Genomic DNA, 19,215 nt, shown 5'->3' with positions numbered 1-19,215 from the left:
ATAACCACCTTTGCCCTAATTTACGAGAAACACAACAGAACCAACGTAGTCATCTTATTTCCTCCCGTACCTATTAGACTGACTTAAATTCTCTATCCAAAATCGAGAAAAAGTACTGGTCTGTCCACTGATTGTTCCACCATAGTTCTTCCTGGTAGACGGCCTCCCGTGTCATACCCACATGCTTCATCAGTGCTGCTGAGCGAACGTTTTGTGAATTGCACATACCGACGACCTTATGAGCTTGTAACTCTTGAAACGCAAATTGTAACAAAAGATGTGTAGCCTCGCTCCCATACCCGTTGCCTGCGTATTCCGAAAGCACACCGTATCCAAGTTCCCAGCTTTTTCGGTAATCCACATAACTCCACATCTGAACAATACCAATGGGTGTATCTTCCGGATCATTCAAGCGGCGTATAACAAAATCATAGGCATACGGTTTCTCATCTGCGACAGCAAAATGGCTGCCATATTTCTCACGGACCTTTTCCTCATCCGTTTCAACAGTTTCCTCAAAGCTCCATATATTTGTGTCACATTCAAGTTGACATATGAAGTCGAGGTCCTGCTCTGTGACTGTTGTTATTCTTACCTTCTCTCCCACGAATTCCATGTGTATTCATCCCCTTTATAAAAAGATCATTTCTTAGGAATCTCCCATTCTGTATTAAGCAATCCTCTACCAATATTCCATTTGGCGAGCAATGCTCTCTGTTTATTTTCCAGATCAAGGTATGGTGCTGCAACACAGGATAACGTGTCGAACATATGGATAAAATGAGGCCCTTCCTTGAAACGTCGAAGCCCTCCATATTCTTCATCATCTGCTGCCCATACAATCTTCTTAATCCCCGACATTAATATGGTGCACGAACACATGGGACAAGGCTCACAGGTAGTATAAAGCGTCAATTCTTTCTTCTTCGAGAATTTCTTCTTCTCTACATCCAGCAAATGTTTTCCTGCCCGACGAATGGCATCCACCTCAGCATGTGCGGTGGGGTCGCAATCTGAGAAGACTCGGTTCCGGCCTTTACTCACGACAATCCCATCCACATCCACGATTATCGCACCAATCGGATACGTTCCTTCAGTAAATGATTGTTCTGCTTCTTCCAGAGCCAAAGTCAGATACTCATAATCCGATAACTTCATTGAAAATCCCCCTAAGTGCAGTTATAGTCGCTTATAAAGCAGATTCCTTGTCTAATGTGTAGTAAAAGAGATTGACGGAATCTCCTTAGATCGTTAAAAGTTCCTGATCGTGTACTGCCCTGCTTCACCAAGAAAATCACTTTTGGTTAACCCTTCTTCTCCGAGTACCATTCTGTAGTTCGATATCGTACCATCATGGGAAATGATAAACGTATTGCCGCCCTGTTGCCTGCACCACTCAAGAAGCTGTTCAGCTAATATCTGGAACCGATCTGCATCCATCTGATTAATACTTTCTTCCCAACAATCGAACCCCAATTCAACCAATCTTATGTCACTATACTGATGGCTGAGCTCTTCCTTGGAATAGATCTGATCACAGACGAAAGGAACAAACTCTGGATTCTGAGGAAACATTCTTGGGCCAACCAGTGGGCTGAAGAACACAAGATTTTTGTTAGGGGTTAGGAGTTGTGCTGTTTCAATAGTACGTTTCGTTGGACTAATCAAAATGACGTCTTCAGGCGCAAAAACCACTTGTTTACGCAACGCTATAACCTGACTTTTCCCCAATTCAGTGAGGCCCGGATGCTGACAATTTAATTGATTTGGGTAATCCATCAAGTGTTCGCCATGACCATGACGAATAAATGTAATGTCCATAGGCACCTATTCCTCTATTTCTGAATGAAGTGTTTGATGCCTTTTGCATCAAGAAGGTTACTCAGTTCCTTTTTCAAAAACACAGGATATACTTCCATCAGCTCTAGTTCGTCCAAGGAAAACCATTGGAAAGTTAACTTACCGTTATCTTCTAAACCTTTGAATTCAGTTTCACTATATAGCTTATGGGCTTCCGGCAATGTGATGAGATAATAAAAGCCAACTTCATGATACTTCAGACCATCATATTCAAAGAAATCTTCACTAACATATGCGAGCCTTTGCGCTTCTACATGAACACACAGTTCCTCCATCATTTCTCGTATAATAGCCGCTTCTGTTGTCTCGTTTAATTTCACCCGACCTCCGGGCAGATTCCAGAAATCATCCTGTTCAGTCGTATGCAAAAGAACTCTTCCCGCATCCATCACAATACCTGCCACACGGAAGTTGAATTTGTTGTTATTTTGTTCATACGATACATTATTGTTATCTGCAGTGGTCATCTCGCTGACCATCCATCAGCAAATCCGTCCATGAATCCCATGATGAATGAGGGAATGATGAGTACGAGCAATAAAATTAAACTGGCTATGCCCCATCTAAGAATTACTTTCCGTTTGCTTCGAACACCTATAATAATTAAGATTGCGGTTATTGCAATTAAGGCTACTCCATAAAATGTCATAAAACTGACCTCCGGTATGTATTCGTATTTCATTAAGGTTACTGCAGAATCTTTTCTAACTTGTGCCTACAAGCCTCGCGGTCATAATCCGAATTATCCAGCCATACCTTATCCATTTGAAGTAACCCATAGATTTTGGACTCCAGCTTCTTTCTTTCCTGCAAAACCTGTACCGTACCCTCAACACCCTGATAACCCTGTGCCTGCCCCAAACCCTGGTTCGTATAATAATTAATGAATCCCTCTGACCATTCTTTTGGTCTTTCACTGACTGCCTTATCAAAGGTATAGGATATATCTTTCTGGTCGATATAGATGAGAAGCGGATTCAGAGCATGAATGATACGCCCCAGTTCCAATACATACTGCACATTCTGCTCTTTGGATTGATTGCATTTTACGAGACCCATGGTTAGTGGATTCTGGATAAAACAACATTCAAATATCGTGATGCAGTCATCATTCGTGCTTAACACGTTTTGGGAGAAATCTTGCCACTTCCCGGTGATCAGCTTAACATTTTGCTCAAAAGGAATTTCGTAAATATCTCGTCTGAAAATATCCTGTACAATGTGATCAGGAAGCTCTATTCCCCATTGCTCTTTCATCTTACGGTATGGAATCAGGAAACCTTGATCATGAGCAGTCGCATTGCTTTCCAGAATCTCTCTGTATTCTTCATGTGTTTTCAATAAAGCCTCGAAGTCTCCAGCATAATAAAAAGATACGCCCTCGTAATCAGCAGGGTGATCCAGGTTCCCTTCTTGAAATAGTTGTACCTCCTTGCCTTGTCCTATCAAAATTTCGGATACCATTTTGGCAACTGTTGACTTGCCTGAACCCGGTAACCCTTCAATCAGTATTAATCGCCTTGTCATCATTACATCACCCTTTACTTTGTGTGAAGATATGGATCTTTCATGTGTCAGACACTATGTTATCAATCAATATCTGCAATAACCCATTGCGCAGAATCGCCATCTTCTTTCTTTTTCCAAAACACCATCGTATTGTTATACTCTTCATTGTTCTCTTTTAACTCGTTAACCGTCACCACTGCCTGAAAGAGCTTCCTTTGCTCCTGTATAGTTATGTCGCTCATGGGAGTAACCTTGAGAACTTTGTATCTTCCCATACTTGATATAGGAGATTTTGGATCAAAAAGATTCATATATCGCTTTTCATCCTCTTCGTATAAATAACGCATACGAGCATTCATAAGTTTGACGATTTCCAATTTGTCCCCTGTATAGTTTGTTTCATCGAGATACTCTGGTGGGATGTCTTCCTTCTCTTGGGATGTCGATGATTGTTGTGCATCTTCAGTGTTTTCCTGGTTCTTACAGGCCACTAGAAGTAGAAATAATAATGAAACTATGGTTAACTTTTTCATAATCAGCCCTCCATTCAATCATGGATAATACTCCCCTGGTAAAGACCTTAAATGCCTTTTATTTAAAATATTTTATTTAAAATAGAGACTTCCTATGTATGTAAAATTTTCTCTCAAGGTACATCATAACCCATAATGTGGAATTTGCGAATAAACGAAGTTAACCATCTCTGTTTCTATCGCTTCTCGCGCAAAAAACCACGCTTCTCTGCACGAGTTACATCATGCAAAGCGCGTGGATATCAGCAGATCTTTCATCGAACTTTTGTAACCGTCCACAATCAATCTACCTATCTATCAAATAACATATTCATTATGCCGGCCGCTACAATTTGGATCTCCTTTTCTTCAGTATCCGCAAAACGGTAACTGTATGTTGAAAAAATCCCCATATGCCCTATATGTCCGCCTTTATAGTGAAGCTTCTTTTCCTCACCGTCGATCGTCTGCGTAAACGACCTGCCATCAATCACATCATACGAAGCATGGATGTCATGTTCACTTGCGAGCCACGCAACAAAATCTTCTTCGTTTGGATTGGTCATTACTAGAATAACGAGCAGAACAACAAGAACAACAATGCCCGTTCTTAGTCCTGCGCCCTTCTTGCCACCATGCTGTGTGTTTTCACCCTTCATCCCGTTCACCCCGTTTCTTGAACAGTAATCTCTACGTTTTTCGCCAAAACCCAACCACTCAATCCATACGAGGATGAGATCACCATGTACTTGTATTTCTCCTCGATCAGCCGGATTTGCAATTCGTCATAGGAATCATAACTGACAGGCCACCCCTGACCCATCCCCGATTCTAACAACTCGCGATTATAAGGGATAAAATGCTCTATATCCCAATCATCCAGATCCAAAATAATGCTGCCATGCAGCGGTGTATCAAACGCATGGGCCATTACACCAGAGAATATAACATCCATATTTTTCGGCACAGCATGACTCGAACGTGTGCGCATCCTGATTCTTTTGTTCTCTAAATCAACTTCGTAGCTTAATATGATGTTGTCATGCAAACTTGGCATAGTCCCCCTCCTTCCATACCTTATAAATCCGAATCAAACACCATAATATTATTTATAGTGTGAGACCCATTCCGCGTTGGAGAAATTAACAAAATCATACGGTTCTAGGCTCCAATCCGTACAGCTGCAACAGTTCTTCCTCGTTCATATTTGTTCCCCTTACCTACTTGAGAATGTTGTTTAACTCTTCCGCTTTTTTCCTGCTATCCATTCTAGCATAAAAATAAAAAGCGATGACGTGTAGCACGATAGATAATAACCACATGCCGGGGAACCAGGGAGCGATGAATTGGAACATGTCTACCGAGAATAACCATACCATCGCCATACCTCCTGCAATATTGAATGTGGAAGAAATGACGATATTCCATACCGGTTTTAACGTAAAATAGTTCCACAGTATGTTATACATCATTCCAAACAACAAAGCTGCAATAAAAGCAATACCCGCTATGTTCCATAAATAGGACATCTGAATGGGCAGATCACCAAAGAATATTGTAGCCAAGAACGTGATCCATAGCGTCATTATAGTGAATACTTGAAAAAAAGAATTTCTAAGTTGAGTAATCATGATAATTTCCCCCTAAAGTTTTTAATATAAAATCGGCTGACGAAGTAACTGGAGCTATCGCTCAGGTCTACCTTAATTCGAGCTTGGTCTGTTGCAGAGAATGCGGTGATGTACCGCGTATTGATGATCGTTTGATTATTTATTTTTACAAAATGAAGGTCATCCAGATCCTCTTCTACAAATTTCAGACGTTTATGAAGCAAGTACCTCTCACCTGAGATCACCCGGACACAGCACATCCGATCCTCTGATTCAAAGGCAACCACTGAGCTCAACTGGATCTGTATATTGCGATTATTCTTGGCATGGATGACCGTTAATTGAGTTTCCGATTCACAGATTGCCTTCTGAATACGGTCCCACTTCGACTTCTCCGCAGGATGGGTTATGACCTTGGCTAACCTTTTTTCAACTGTCGTGTCCTCTTCAAAAATGACTTTCATGTGTTTGCCCCTCCTCTCACAACTCATATTACAAGCATAGTTACGGCAATCCCACTGTATTGCGTTTTGTTGCATGATTTTGCAAGTTTGTTGCATCGGTACTGCATAAATACTAAAAAGAACCACTCCATGGGAGCAGTTCTTTTATTATAAGGAGGTGCTACGTTAACCTTACTCAACCTCCAGATACATCTCCTGATTTTGCAGGATTATCTCATTCATATGTGTAATAGCTGCTTGCGCCACGGTCTGATAGGTCGCATATAACACCTCTGTTCTCTGAAGCAAGATTGGGTCCTTATCCAGATCTGTGGCCAGCACCTCAAGCCACTCTTCACCCACTTTATTTTTGTCCGTAATGAGACTTTCAATCTGTTCAAGTACATTAACCATCTCATCTAAATGAAAAAAGTGCATCCCATTTTTAATTCCATTCCAACTTTTGATCTCAATGATGTTATATGCCGAAAACCAATAAAATTCTGCCAGACTTTTCGTGTGATTGTGATAGGAATAGAACAGAAATAAAGCTTGTTGCCCTTCGTGTAACATTCGGTATATCTCTGTTTTGGCTGCCATATCTCTGCCCCGTACCGAAACAAGCATTGGTTCAATACACAGCCAGCTAAGTTGCTTTGAATATATATCTTCTGGTCGAAGTTTAGCCTTCATAACAGGCTCCTTTCTTTTCAACGTTTAAGGATTCTCCGGTGCTTCCACTGCCGGATCATTCTCTCCGCCTATTCTGCGTCTGGATGTTTCCATACTGCCTGTCGAAGGCACATGTCCAGACGCTTTAGCTAATCCGAATTTGGGCATGTTGGCGTATATGGTTTCGAAGGAACCCGACTGAGCCTTGTATGTTTCATGATAAATTCCTACTGTTCCGTCAGTACCAATGGATCGGTTGAATTTTTTCCAAGCTTCCAAGTGTAATCCGCCCCGTGCGTATTTCTCCAATTCATCGTACGAGCGCCAGTATTGTAGTAACGTCACCCCACGCCAGTTTATAAAATACTCTGTACTCAGAAATCCAGTCTCCGGATTCATATACAGTTCTTTAATCATCGGTCCCATGGACTTAAAGACAGGCAACCATTTGTGTATAGCCCACAGACGATTGATCCTCATTCCGATGATAAAAACAACAAATTCTCCCTCAATCTGAGCGGAGTATCTTCCCTTATGTATGTTCGCCACGTAATCTCTCCTTCTCTCAAAACATTCGATTTCATCGGATCTGGACGGCCCTTCCTATCCGCTCATAGGCATTCAAGGGAAACTCAAAACTCCACCGTTTGTGATATTCCTCCGGTCCCATTTCCTTCAATTTGCTTAATTCTCTGTAAAATAGCTTAGTCAACTTGACCAAGGATAACTCCTCAGACATAAGCAATCGCCCCTCTGTAACGGCTTCCGTGCTAAAGTTATCACTCATCTCATACACCATGAATTGAACGATTATCTGCGAACGTTTCTTGATCCAGAAGCGATATTCTCCAGGTTCGGTCTGCATGGTCATGGTTACCTCCGTCGCTCCTTTGTGCAATGCAACGAATTGACGTGTTATCTCATCCACCGCATCCGACAAAAAAGAAACCGGAATCTCAATCTGTTCTCCCTGATCGGGTTGAACAAGAATATCCAGCCATCCGTGCGGTTCAAGTGTCATAACGATGTCCATAGTCATCCTCCTTTATGCAATTCTGTGAAGCAGAATAACTGGAAACCCATTTTCAGATATAACCGCTGTGCCGCAATATTCCCTTCATTTACAGCTAAAATAATCTCATTAATCTTGGGATGCAACTCACAAACGCATTTGTGCAGTGCCTTCATTGCTGCGTAAATCTTCATACACATTCCAACTTGTATACAATTCTTTTAGCGCTAACGCCGTTTTATGTATGAACTCTTCCATAGCTTCCATGGATAACATATTTAAATCACCCAAAGGTTCGTTGTCAGGGTTAACTAAAAACTCAAGTTTCTCTTCTCTATACTGGTACACCTCAGATTCCAGCAATCCGCCTAAATCAAATGCTCTTCCCACATTCAGCTCATTTAACCAATCGTTGGCCCTGTTCCAATTCCGTAAAATCATAAACTCCAGCTTTGTGACATCCTGTGTATACACACTTCTTCCGTTGGGATGGACTTCATATGCAGGATAGATATCGAATGTCCACGCGCGATCCGTATAGATATGGGCGATGTAACCGCACAGATATTGCAGGAATTTGGGATCACTATAAGCTAACTTCTTGTTGGATTCAAAAAATCCTTTAAGTTCTTCGTCTGTTGCGAATCTTCCTGCCTCTGGCATGAGGTGGGTTCTTGCCTTTTCTGTACGAAGATTAGTTCTTACATGGATCGAATCAGGAGCAAGGCTTCCCAATAACAATTCAGGGGATGGCTCGGATATCAATTCGGATGCAATTGCAAAATGTACCATCGGCCAAGGCAATACAAAAACTCCCTTCTTTATTGAAATGGATTTACATTAACAGTCTGAATTTTGGATCAACCTATTAAATATATCTTTATATTGTATCGACTCAGGAAGTTTTTCATTGATAAACTTTATTCTATTCCAAAAGTCATCTTCACAATTTGAAATTGTGTTCTCAGCCAGAGATAATGCAAGATTGTGAAAAGCGTTTGTCATATGAAATATGAGCAGACTACTTCTTTTAGCATCCTCGACATCTACAACTGAGGGATATGCTAACTTGGATGCAATCACACGTATATCTAAAAAGGCTTGGTATATTAGTGTTTGGTATGCTTTAATTTTGTTTTTTTCCATTCCTACACCTCTTAGTGACAATATTAATCTCATACAGACTTTAAAAAAACAACAAGCTATAGCAATTCTTTTATTCACCTTTAAATAAAAGAATTAAATTTCATATCCCGAAATGCACAATGCATTTCCCATTTATCTCAGCATACTTTGCCATGTTCGCAAGCTTATGTAATTCGTTGATTAATTCAACTTTGTTGTACACGAGTTTCTCGTAGTAGCCCTTTTGTTCTTCTCCATCAACACAGTAACGCCCTGTAAGAACGATCGGATCAGTCGCATGGCTAAATAGATCCATCCAGGCCCGAATCAGTTGATGAAACTTCAACAAAACATCCTGCTCTTCAATAACGGTTAATCCATAGTTGTTCAGTCCACTACATCTCATACAGGTAGATGGATTCCATGTATCCAACCAGCAAAGGGAATCATAGATGTACGCAATGAATTCGTCTTCCAAGGTCGCATGATTCTCTGTGGTTAATCCATTTCCATGTATCACGCCGTTAGAGTCCCAAGAATAGAAAGTATAGATATCTTCGTTTACTTGCGATTTGTTTTCAATAACAAAATGATGCTTCGACATACCCGCACCTCCGTTACAGTTCCCCATGCTTCAATATCTGTTCAATCCTCTTAATTCATCATAACCCATGTATTGGTAAATGCGAAATCATTTTGAGCATTGAACTCTACCATTTATATTCTACTCTTTTCAGAAAATCAAAACAGCCTCCACAGTCTTATTCGACAGTGGAGACTCTATTAGCATCTATACCTTCATCAGAAAAGTCACTAATGAAAATAGTCTTCTACATAAATATCAGGGTGTAGCAGTAATCTCCCCCGTACCAACCATCTGCGTTGCTGGGGCAATATAATTTCCTGCATCATCCCCTGTAAGAGTATACTTAATTGTTATTACTTTACTGGTACCAACGGCTGCATTATTGTATGTCGCTACAGCATTTACTTGTACGTCATCCCCAGAGATCACGTTAGTTAATGCACCTGCCGTTACATTTGCTGCAAGAGTTCCGTCATATACTTTGGAGAGTATTAATGTCGGATCCGTGATCATCAATTGCTTTGCAGTGATCACACCAACTACTTCAATATCCTTTGGTGGAGAATAATTCCTTACTTCTACAGGTGGTCCCAATAGAGTATACGATATAGTTATCTTCTTATTTGTTCCTACATTTTCATTATCATAGACTCCTGAAGCACTAACCGTTACGTCATCCCCAGGACAAATGCCTTGTTCATCTACTCCACAAGATCCAACTCTAGAACCCGCTAGTGCAGTTGTTGCTAAGGTTCCATCATACACTTTGGAAGTGGTGATCAAATCTATAATCGTTCCCGTATCCACACTAAATTGTACATAAACAGTGTAGTTCGTATTATTAGCTGGAGCAATATATTTGCCACTATCCGTACCAGCTATTGTGTAAGCCACAGTTACAAGCGCCGAATTAGGCCGGGAAGTTGTATCATATACCGCATCTGCACTCACGGTCACATCCTCACCTGGAACAACCCCAACTAAGGAACCTGAAGATACGACTACCGATGAATCTCCATCTGTCTTCTCAATAACAGTCAACATCGGCTCCCCGATCGTCAACTGTGCGGCTGTAATGGCCCCTGTCTGGGTTGTATAGTTTGAAGGCGCAATATACTTGGCTGCATCTGCTCCGCCTAACGTATAAACTACAGTGATTGTTTTACCTGTGCCTATTATTGCATCATTGTAGGTGGCTGCTGCACTTACGGTTACATGGTCTCCAGCAGCAACCCCGGTTAGTGAATCTGCTATTACTGTAGCCGAAGACGTTCCATCGTACATTTTCTCGGTTGAGAGTACTGGAGCCGAAACGGTTAACTGATTTGTACCAATAATGATCTCTGCCGAAGCCATCGATATATTGTTCGCGAGATCAACGGCATATAAGACATACGTACCTGACACTAAACCCGCTGTACTCATTGTCGTATCTACGTTTGCTGTCACCGACTGCTTCTTGCCAAACAACCCTGCAACAGATTGGTTTAGACTAGTGATTGTTTTTGGTGTTGCGGAAGGAACCAAATACAGATACCCATTTTCATTGCTTCTACCCACCACAGGATCTCCACCTGCAATATGACCACTCGTTACATTGGACAGAGTAGGAGCGGTTGTATCCGTTCCTCCAGTGGAAGGTGAAGTCACAGGAGCAGTTGGAGTAGCTGGAGTCACTGTATTTATGACTTTATCCAACAGTCGAATTGTAGTTTCAAAAGTCGTACCACCTTTAGCAACGGAACTCAGCGTCACCTTTTCAATAGTACCCGTGCCTAGAATTTTAGCGACTGCATCTAAGAAAAGGTTTACAATCGTTGCATCCGTGCCTAAGTTAAGAGTCGTCCCCGTTGCTGTAACTGCTACGATAACGTCCTTAATACGGCCTTCAGGAATATCCACCTGAACCCCACTGCCTTTAATGATTAAGGAATCAAATGTTCCTTTCAAACCTACTTTTGAACCCGCAGGTAACCGCTCGGATAATGTAATCTTGCCGAAGCCATTCCCCGTAATATCCGTTTCTTGTAGCGTAGCAGGGGAGTGAATGGTTACTTCTCCAACTGTCGTTGAACCTTCTACAATAATGAGAACGGGTCCTTTTTTCTTATCAACAATAAGGGTAGATGTTACGGTATTTTTTAAATAGATGGTACTAACGCCCCCACCCTCTACCCGTGTCACACCTTTAATCGTAACATTCGTAAGGTGTACATCTCCTTCTTGGATACCTTCACTAAATAATAGGTTTCCTTTGATGATCATATTCTTCAATGTAACCCCAGCCGTGCTAATGAGCACATCCCCATCAATGGTCTGCGTCCCCGCCTCAGGGCCATATGTTCCAGCTAAGCTGTAATCCGTTGCTCTTGCATTCACTGAACGATCCAGCGCAACGACTGCTTCAGCACGAGTGATCGGTTTATTCGGATTGAAGTTATTATCGTAGCCCTGTAAAATCCCTTTAGCCACTATAGCATCTACCGAATTTTTAGCCCATAAGGCTATCATATTGGAATCCGTAAAGTGATTTCCAGTACTAGCTTCATTCGATAGATCCAGAAGATCATTGATAATAACTGCAACTTCTTGTCTAGTAATGGGTTTATTGGCACCGATTGTACCGTCCCTATAACCCTTTATGTATCCAGCTTTTACAGCCTTGGAAACCTCAGCATATGCCCAGTTAGATGAAGTAACATCCTTGAAGGATACAGATGCTGTTTCAGTAAATCCATATGAACGATTAACCAATGAGAAAAACTCTGCTCTTGTTATGGTATTGTTCGGTTTAAAGCTGCCATCTTCATAACCATGAATAAAACCTTTGTCGATCCATTTCGTAATTTGGCTTTCTGCCCAGTTTCCCTCGATGTCTGATGCCGAAGATTCGGCGGCACCCAATACTACATTAAACGATGAAAACAACATAACTGTAATCAATAGAGTGGTCACAAGCTTTTTAGCACAATTCATGATATTAGTCCTCTCACTCATAGTATGATTACTGGATCTTACTCGCTCAACTTATCACAAAGATCAGCAATAGTATACATAAAATACTGACCATGAAATATGGCTACAAAACCCAGTCTGTTAAAGAGTTTAGAGCCCAACTTTCGGTGCATACAGTATACATTTTTTCTACTCCTCCCTATCACATCAGAACTGAAATATAACAAAAAAAAGGACACCTCGTTGTCGTATCCATAGGTATCCTCGTTTATTAAATTAGGTAGTAAACTAAAATGCTGAATCACTAGTTTCCTCAATTCTCACATTCATAAAATCCTTCGTCTACTCAGAAACGCTGTTCCTTCTTCTCGGTACATCTCTATAGATTCATTGGTCACATGATCATGCCTCAGTGCTCCCATATAATCTGTTCCAGGTTTGTTCGATCTATAATCTGAATCAATCGTGTAAATATTGAAGTGCACCTCATCTTCATCCTCTGACACATCTGTTTTATCAAAAAGTGAAATCACTTCATCTTTACCAAGATACCTAAATGGAGAATCCTGACGCTCTATAATATAAAATGGATATGTGAGGTTTTCTATCTGAATGAATTTCTGGTATGCCTTAAGCTCATCAGGTATGAGATCCATGTACTGTCTAGCTACATCTTCTGCCTGAAATACACCTGAAATCCACTTCAAACTCCCCTTGGTTGCTACGATAATGAACAAACTAATCACCTTCTAATTTAAATATTATTTCTCTCTTTCACGCACAAAAGTCTGAGACAAAATCCGGTGACTGCCAGCGATATTGTCAATCTCAATGTTATATTCAGACTCAGTGTATTCAATCTGATGTTGCTCATAATATTTTTTCCAGAATGAAACTGCTGTCGCATTGTTAGCGAGCTGTTCTACTTTGAATGTACCCTCAAATTGAGCAAAAACCAAGTCAACCGTTTGTGCTGCCAGCCCCTGTCCGCGATATTTTTTGACCAAGAACAGCTCTTGCACGGTATAATCCACACCTTCCGGCACATATGGAGGTGAGCAGACCAGTACGAATCCAATAACCTTTCCTTCATACTGAATCAAAAACGGATGTAATTCATCGCGTTCCAGATATAGATAGGTGTTCGTTGGATCATATTTCCCCTCTTCTAGTAGATCCTCGCCAGAAAATTCGGACAGATCATATAAGTACAAGTTGTACAGGTTGAGGAACAATTCCTTTTGTTCTGCCAAAATACTCGTAATTTGTACATTCATCTTCATTGCACATCTCCCTTAGTTAATGAGTTGGCTAGTGGTCCATACATGACATTACCGATCTCCACAACGAGTTTGCTGTGCCCTGTTCTCAATATATTCTTTCAACCACAGCAGATATAGGCAAAGTTTGGTTTAAACCATGGAGTAACCTTACTTTCACAGTGGACATGAACATTTGGACAAAAAAAGACTCCCTAAAGAGTCCGATTATTGGTCTTGTCTTTATTTTTCACCAGATATCCATTAGCACTTAGCTAATAATTATCGAATTATATAGGTTCAACTAAACTTTTTACATAAAAACGGAGAGGACAGAAATAACCTGAAGAAGCGGAGCGTTCGCCTTTAGCACCGGATTTCCCCCTTTAAAAAGGGAATCAAAAAAATCTGGGGATAACAGCGATCGGAAGGTTGTTCTGTCATTGGAGTGCTCAGTGTAAACCTCTTTAGTTGAACTTATATAGATAATCAACCACAGGATATGAGATCACATTGCGATCTCTGTACATTGAAGCCACCGCTTCGGGATGGGTGCTAAGAATTCCATTTTGCAACATCACCGGCCGGAAACCTCGCTCCATCGCTCCGTTGTAGGTGAATAGAACACATTCCTCTGCGGCAAACCCGGCGATGATCACCAATTCAATTCCATGACTCTTCAACACCTGCTCCAAGTCAGTTTGCCAGAAGGCATTGGAGGCTTCCTTGGTAACGGTGAGATCCTTCTCATTCACATCCACCTCGGGAATGATGCGATACTCATCTGACGCTGCCTCCTCCATGCCCTCCACATCCTGCACGTGAACGACCGTATGATCATTCGAGCGCAGCACATTAGCCACATGGTTAATGTACTCACAGGCATGGTCTATCGAAGTCTGATCCATCTTTTTCCGCACAATACTCTCTTGCATATCAACAATCAGCAAACCTACTTTCATCCAATCTCTCCTCATAAATAAATTTCACGCCGCATGGTTGAGTAACTTCCCTTGTTAAACTGAGAACTTAATCTTTAAATAATTCATTCAGCATCCGGTCGCGGTTCTCCAGAAAGCTGCGAGTAATCTGATAATGATCGGTCTCCTCGTAGGCTACCTCTTGAATATGGCTATCGTCAAAACTTAAAATCTCTGCCCCCGGATATCCCAGCAAAATGGGTGAGTGGGTCGCAATAATGAATTGTGAAGTGCCCGACAGATCATGAAGGATACGCAATAAGGAGAGCTGCCTAGCTGGAGATAAAGCGGCTTCGGGCTCATCAAGCAGATAGATGCCTTTGGAACTGAAGCGATTGACGAACAGACTGAGAAAAGACTCTCCATGTGATTGTTCATGTAATGAACGCCCGCCATAATATTGAAGCGATGCCGGCATCTCATCGACATGTGATGCGAATTGATAGAATGATTCTGAGCGCATGAAGAAGCCATTCGTTATTTTGGGCAACCAGGCCAGCCTGAGATAATTCCCGAGCGAGGATTCTGAAGCATGTGTCTCATAGGTATTATTCCTGCCGCCCCCTGCGGTATTGAATCCACATTGATGAGCGATGCCTTCGAGCAGCGTAGATTTCCCTGAACCATTTTCACCTACAAAAAAAGTAACGTTATTCGTGAGCTCCAATCGTTCCAAGGACCGGATCGCGGGGATGTCAAAAGGATATTGGTTCCGATTCTCGATCTTGGCCGACAGGAGTTCCACACTTCGAAGATACATAATCATCCTCCCATATTTATTTTATATAAGTTCAACTAAAGAATATTTACAATTATGAGGATAACGAAAAGCTGCGGGTTTATTGCCTTCATAATAGAAGTGCCCCATCCAGGATAAAGCGTAATGGGTTACAGCGAGTAGGAGCGTGACTTTGATATCAATAAACAAAAAAATCCATGCCACAAACGCCGACAAAAACGCGAAGTAATGCAAAATGCGGTTTTTCCGATCCTGATGCTCCTGAAGGTAATAACGCAAGTCCTTGCGCACACGATTCAACATCAGCCCACATCCATTTCACATAAAATAAGGCTCCTTATTTCCCACTCCATCGTAACCTATTTCAGGGTACATATGAAACCGTTTCAACCAAAAAAGAGCAAGCCATAGGCTTACTCTCTCTTCAAAGTTAATAGACAAATCTGCGCTGTGCCCAATAGCTGAATACAAAGATGGATACCTCGGTCAGCAGCTTAGCTGCGAGCAGCGGGATTATTAGTTTTTCATTATAAAAATACAATAAAGTGTAGTTTAATAACAGCACCAGTAGGACAAGTGAGAAATATTTGGGCAAAGACTGCCGAACCTTAGAGGTTCGCCCTGCGGAGAACACGTACTTCCGATTAATCGTATAGTTGAAGATGGAGCTGCACAGTCTTGCTGCAACAACCGACAGAAACAGATTATGCGTGAAATACTGAATAACGAACAGTAATCCAAAATCAATCAGTGCCGATAGCACCGAAGATGTGCTGAACATCAGGATTGGCATATAGATCCGGAACGAATCTACCAGTGGGCGGAAATGGGAGGACTCATTGTGATCCAGATACACCGTATCAATAAACTCCTCCGTAATCTCATACCCTTCCTTGTGTGCCGTTAACAACATGTTCATCTCATATTCAAACCGATCCCCGGGAATCTGGTTCAGCCAGTCCAGCATGGAGTAGGGAAAACCGCGTAGACCGGTCTGCGTGTCATATACTTTGGTACCTGTTGTGAGGGAAAAGACCGCCCTTGTGACTGTATTGCCAAACCGGCTACGTGCTGGAATTTTACCACTGAAGCGACGGCTGCCGAGTACAATTCCTGGTGTGCTTTGTGCGAGTAGCACTTCGAAGATACGCTTAATATCATGTGGCAGATGCTGTCCGTCACTATCTGCGCACACTATACCGCCCTGAGGTCCATACTCCTTAATATACTGAAAGCCAGTCTTCAAGGCCCTGCCCTTACCCAGATTGATGGGATGTGTCAGGACCGTACAGCCATACGCTTCTGCCGTTTCAAAAATTCCACGGTAACCGGGGCCACTGCCATCATCCACAATCACAATGGGTCCAAGTTTAAAGGTTTGCAGTTGCAAAACGAGATTCAGTAAACGCACATCTGGTTCATATGATGGAATTAATATCGTCATGATCCTTGTCCCTCCGTCAGATATAAAATGTCACTTACGCCACGTTCCTGATTACGCCCCAGCGGATTATTGACAACTCTGCCCATAAAATACATCGTGGATGAACCCCCGCCGTCCAAGTTGTAGGCTTCGGTTGCTCCCAGACCTTTCATGACATCAGCCAGTTCTGCCAAGGTCATGCCACGGCTGTTGTCCTGCCGTCCGTCCACCACCACAAAGACGTAATGATTCGGAGCAATCATGCCGATCGCTGTTCTTGGATTGGTATCCTGGATGGAGCGGTTACCGAAGTTGTTATCGATTTTTACACTGCTAAAATCACTGACGATCTCGCCATCCTGAATCAGAATTGGCCCAAAAGATAGTGTGTTGGTTGCACCTTCGGCCAGCAATTCCGAGGAAGTAATCTCGTTCTCGTTATATGTTTTCATCGTACCATCGTTGAACAGGGCAAGTGCATCCCGCGTTGGGCTGTCCCGGTACAACGTTCCATTTCGGATAATGACACCATCGTCGCGGAATCCGTAATAATCACCGTTAATGGCAAAGATCGCATTATTGGCAGCAGCAATCTCTGACGTATTTTCGGTAATGTTCGTTCCAAAGCTGTTGTCCGCCAGCGCAGTTCGCAGGCTGCTTGCATCCGTTAGCTGAACATCAGCGACATAATACGTAATCTGATCCGAGCCTGAACCAGTCTGTACCTTTTCAATACTGACTTTCATATCATCACTCGAATAATTCCAATCATCTGACGTTACACTCACCTCAGTCGCTGTGGTTGAAGTGTTGGTGGAATCATTGGCGTTGTTCGTTGTTGCCGTTGCCGTGTTCTCATCCTCCACAACCACCTGCACATGCCGGATCAGGTAACGGTCAGCCAGACTGTATAGGATTCCACCTACCGCAAGCACGATGACAAGTGTGATGATAAGCCATCTGCGCTTTCTTGGAGAGATCGGCCTTTTATGTGGTTCTTTCCGGGTTGGTTTCTCATCAATCTTCATCATGTGAAGCTCACCTCTTCATCTAAGTCTTAAGGCCATATTAGGCCGGGTAGCTTAAATGAATCTGAAACTACACGAATTGGACTAGAGATTATCACACTGACACTACGATGACAGAACAACCTTCCAATCGCTGTTACCCCCAGATTTTTTTAATTCTCTTTTCTAAAGGGGAAAATCCGGGGATAGCGTAGGCTTCCGATGCAGCTTTCTTTCAGAAAGCTTTCAGGCGAACGCTTCGCTTTTTCAGGTTTTTTCTGTCCTCTCCGTTATTGTGTAAATGAATAGTTCAATCAAAAAAGGTGATCCGTTTTCCTATTAAGGAAATCAGATCACCTTGATTTTTTAATCTATAGAACCCTAAATGTCACTGTTATCGTGTACATATTTCGTTCAACATTCATATCACATATCTTCATCAGGTCTTCCTGTTATGCGTCTGCAAAAAGAGCATCGTACGCGGGACAAGGCCGCTTTTCCAAAAATTCCGTTAACGCCGGTGGCTGTTGGGCATAAATATCCTTCAAAGACGTTCCAGTATAGATGTTGCCAATCACGACAGGGTGGCATAACTCACAGATGAGAATATCCCCGTTGCCGTGCAAGTGCAGCTGTTTCGTGCCATCCACACAATTAGAGAAATACACACCCGGTTGTTCACGCAAATTCAACTGTTCAGCGAACCGATCCATACAGGTGAAATAGAGCGTTGTATCTGGCTTCTTATGTTCTATCAGCTCCGTAACAGATCGAACAAGGGACTCTTTGGATACAATCTGGGTCCAGTCGGTATTCGGCATCTTAATGCTGTTCTGGATCTCATGGATGCGCACACCCAGATCATACACCTTATCGCTAATGGCCTGCATGTTCGCTTGATTGCCTTTAAACAGTAACGTTTCCAATACCGTCTCCAGACCGACTTCTGTACACAAACGGATATTCTGCTCCAGTCTCTCATACATGCGAGGATGCACGCGGTAGTACGCAGCATAAGACTCCGCATCCGTATAATTGAACGAGATATGAATGTTGGACAAGCCTGCATCACGCAACGCGATGATTCGTTCTTCAGTCAGCAGACTGGCATTACTGTTCAATTGTGTATCGATGCCATGTGCCGCACAGTACGTCACAATCTCCAGGCAATCCTGATATTTCAGAGTAACTTCTCCCCCTGACAATCGCACTCTCTTGAGACGAGGAAGCTCACTAATAATACGGATGACTTCCTGACTATTGATACACGCTCCATCATCCCGATTGTAGGCGCAGCAATAGTCGCATTTATAATTGCAGTTCGATGTCACTCCCACTTCAAGCCCTTCCAGCTCATACACGCCGGGGGTTTCCAGTTCGAGTGATTTATATTTGTTTTTGGTCGTCAATTCGTTGTACCTCCTGGTTCCTTCATTCAATCCATGTTTTAATAACTTGAAGATTATAGCGGAAGGCACCTGGTTCAAGATATGACATTATGTACGTTGGTTGTTAAAAACAAA

The 19,215-nt window shown here is 42.2% G+C and carries 25 protein-coding genes; all 25 read right to left on the bottom strand.

The genetic code is table 11. From position 1 onward, the window contains the following. Nucleotides 1-73: 73 nt before the first annotated feature. Entirely contained in the window at nucleotides 74-616 is a 543-nt protein-coding gene (locus V6668_RS08355) for a GNAT family N-acetyltransferase (protein ID WP_076252595.1), read from the bottom strand. A 26-nt stretch (nucleotides 617-642) separates the two neighbouring features. Then, nucleotides 643-1,158 (bottom strand): nucleoside deaminase, encoded by a 516-nt coding sequence (locus V6668_RS08350; RefSeq protein WP_338708141.1) that lies wholly within the window; start codon nucleotides 1,156-1,158, stop codon nucleotides 643-645. 93 nt (nucleotides 1,159-1,251) lie between these two features. Then, a complete protein-coding gene (locus V6668_RS08345) occupies nucleotides 1,252-1,821 on the bottom strand; it encodes a phosphoglycerate mutase family protein (protein WP_338708140.1) in 570 nt (189 codons plus the stop codon). Nucleotides 1,822-1,835: 14 nt separating this feature from the next. Beyond that, complete coding sequence (locus V6668_RS08340; protein ID WP_338708139.1) at nucleotides 1,836-2,339, bottom strand: NUDIX hydrolase; 504 nt, start codon at nucleotides 2,337-2,339, stop codon at nucleotides 1,836-1,838. Nucleotides 2,340-2,547: 208 nt separating this feature from the next. Further along, a complete protein-coding gene (locus V6668_RS08335; protein ID WP_338708138.1) occupies nucleotides 2,548-3,390 on the bottom strand; it encodes a hypothetical protein in 843 nt (280 codons plus the stop codon). 59 nt (nucleotides 3,391-3,449) lie between these two features. Then, complete coding sequence (locus V6668_RS08330; protein WP_338708137.1) at nucleotides 3,450-3,902, bottom strand: hypothetical protein; 453 nt, start codon at nucleotides 3,900-3,902, stop codon at nucleotides 3,450-3,452. Nucleotides 3,903-4,192: 290 nt separating this feature from the next. Continuing rightward, on the bottom strand, nucleotides 4,193-4,540 hold the full coding sequence (locus V6668_RS08325) for a hypothetical protein (RefSeq protein ID WP_338708136.1): 348 nt from the start codon (nucleotides 4,538-4,540) through the stop codon (nucleotides 4,193-4,195). Between the two features lie 5 nt (nucleotides 4,541-4,545). Beyond that, the gene (locus V6668_RS08320) at nucleotides 4,546-4,938 is read right to left on the bottom strand and encodes a hypothetical protein (RefSeq protein ID WP_338708135.1); all 393 of its coding nucleotides are present in this window, start codon (nucleotides 4,936-4,938) and stop codon (nucleotides 4,546-4,548) included. Nucleotides 4,939-5,101: 163 nt separating this feature from the next. After that, the gene (locus V6668_RS08315) at nucleotides 5,102-5,512 is read right to left on the bottom strand and encodes a hypothetical protein (protein WP_076252609.1); all 411 of its coding nucleotides are present in this window, start codon (nucleotides 5,510-5,512) and stop codon (nucleotides 5,102-5,104) included. After that, nucleotides 5,509-5,955 (bottom strand): LytTR family DNA-binding domain-containing protein, encoded by a 447-nt coding sequence (locus tag V6668_RS08310; protein ID WP_047842163.1) that lies wholly within the window; start codon nucleotides 5,953-5,955, stop codon nucleotides 5,509-5,511. Before V6668_RS08310 ends, V6668_RS08315 begins: the two co-directional genes overlap by 4 nt. Before the next feature lie 171 nt (nucleotides 5,956-6,126). Next, nucleotides 6,127-6,627: a hypothetical protein gene (locus V6668_RS08305; RefSeq protein ID WP_338708134.1), complete on the bottom strand. Its 501-nt coding sequence runs from the start codon at nucleotides 6,625-6,627 to the stop codon at nucleotides 6,127-6,129. A gap of 24 nt (nucleotides 6,628-6,651) precedes the next feature. Further along, the gene (locus tag V6668_RS08300) at nucleotides 6,652-7,155 is read right to left on the bottom strand and encodes a DUF4188 domain-containing protein (RefSeq protein WP_338708133.1); all 504 of its coding nucleotides are present in this window, start codon (nucleotides 7,153-7,155) and stop codon (nucleotides 6,652-6,654) included. A 31-nt stretch (nucleotides 7,156-7,186) separates the two neighbouring features. Beyond that, complete coding sequence (locus tag V6668_RS08295; RefSeq protein ID WP_076318228.1) at nucleotides 7,187-7,639, bottom strand: hypothetical protein; 453 nt, start codon at nucleotides 7,637-7,639, stop codon at nucleotides 7,187-7,189. A 126-nt stretch (nucleotides 7,640-7,765) separates the two neighbouring features. Further along, complete coding sequence (locus V6668_RS08290; RefSeq protein ID WP_338708132.1) at nucleotides 7,766-8,410, bottom strand: hypothetical protein; 645 nt, start codon at nucleotides 8,408-8,410, stop codon at nucleotides 7,766-7,768. 48 nt (nucleotides 8,411-8,458) lie between these two features. Further along, complete coding sequence (locus V6668_RS08285; protein ID WP_338708131.1) at nucleotides 8,459-8,764, bottom strand: hypothetical protein; 306 nt, start codon at nucleotides 8,762-8,764, stop codon at nucleotides 8,459-8,461. A 100-nt stretch (nucleotides 8,765-8,864) separates the two neighbouring features. After that, nucleotides 8,865-9,347, bottom strand: a complete 483-nt coding sequence (locus tag V6668_RS08280; RefSeq protein WP_338708130.1) for a hypothetical protein — start codon at nucleotides 9,345-9,347, stop codon at nucleotides 8,865-8,867. 237 nt (nucleotides 9,348-9,584) lie between these two features. Then, nucleotides 9,585-12,305 (bottom strand): YDG domain-containing protein, encoded by a 2,721-nt coding sequence (locus V6668_RS08275; RefSeq protein ID WP_338708129.1) that lies wholly within the window; start codon nucleotides 12,303-12,305, stop codon nucleotides 9,585-9,587. A 305-nt stretch (nucleotides 12,306-12,610) separates the two neighbouring features. Next, on the bottom strand, nucleotides 12,611-12,991 hold the full coding sequence (locus tag V6668_RS08270) for a hypothetical protein (RefSeq protein ID WP_338708128.1): 381 nt from the start codon (nucleotides 12,989-12,991) through the stop codon (nucleotides 12,611-12,613). 54 nt (nucleotides 12,992-13,045) lie between these two features. Continuing rightward, complete coding sequence (locus V6668_RS08265) at nucleotides 13,046-13,567, bottom strand: GNAT family N-acetyltransferase (protein ID WP_235200763.1); 522 nt, start codon at nucleotides 13,565-13,567, stop codon at nucleotides 13,046-13,048. A gap of 443 nt (nucleotides 13,568-14,010) precedes the next feature. Next, nucleotides 14,011-14,505 (bottom strand): cysteine hydrolase family protein, encoded by a 495-nt coding sequence (locus V6668_RS08260; RefSeq protein WP_036610433.1) that lies wholly within the window; start codon nucleotides 14,503-14,505, stop codon nucleotides 14,011-14,013. Nucleotides 14,506-14,572: 67 nt separating this feature from the next. Then, nucleotides 14,573-15,283, bottom strand: a complete 711-nt coding sequence (locus V6668_RS08255) for an AAA family ATPase (RefSeq protein WP_036611058.1) — start codon at nucleotides 15,281-15,283, stop codon at nucleotides 14,573-14,575. Nucleotides 15,284-15,304: 21 nt separating this feature from the next. Further along, nucleotides 15,305-15,565, bottom strand: a complete 261-nt coding sequence (locus V6668_RS08250) for a DUF962 domain-containing protein (protein WP_076252634.1) — start codon at nucleotides 15,563-15,565, stop codon at nucleotides 15,305-15,307. A 127-nt stretch (nucleotides 15,566-15,692) separates the two neighbouring features. Then, the gene (locus V6668_RS08245; protein WP_338708127.1) at nucleotides 15,693-16,706 is read right to left on the bottom strand and encodes a bifunctional glycosyltransferase family 2/GtrA family protein; all 1,014 of its coding nucleotides are present in this window, start codon (nucleotides 16,704-16,706) and stop codon (nucleotides 15,693-15,695) included. Further along, nucleotides 16,703-17,716: a phosphodiester glycosidase family protein gene (locus V6668_RS08240; protein ID WP_051447167.1), complete on the bottom strand. Its 1,014-nt coding sequence runs from the start codon at nucleotides 17,714-17,716 to the stop codon at nucleotides 16,703-16,705. The genes V6668_RS08245 and V6668_RS08240 overlap by 4 nt, the downstream gene beginning before the upstream one ends. Nucleotides 17,717-18,144: 428 nt before the next feature. Further along, nucleotides 18,145-19,101, bottom strand: a complete 957-nt coding sequence (locus V6668_RS08235) for a radical SAM protein (RefSeq protein WP_338708126.1) — start codon at nucleotides 19,099-19,101, stop codon at nucleotides 18,145-18,147. Nucleotides 19,102-19,215: the final 114 nt, after the last annotated feature.

This window comes from Paenibacillus amylolyticus, from assembly GCF_036894225.1.
Taxonomy (GTDB): Bacteria; Bacillota; Bacilli; order Paenibacillales; family Paenibacillaceae; genus Paenibacillus; species Paenibacillus amylolyticus.
The sequence above is the reverse complement of the archived record's forward strand: the minus strand, read 5'-3'. Positions and strand labels throughout refer to the sequence as shown.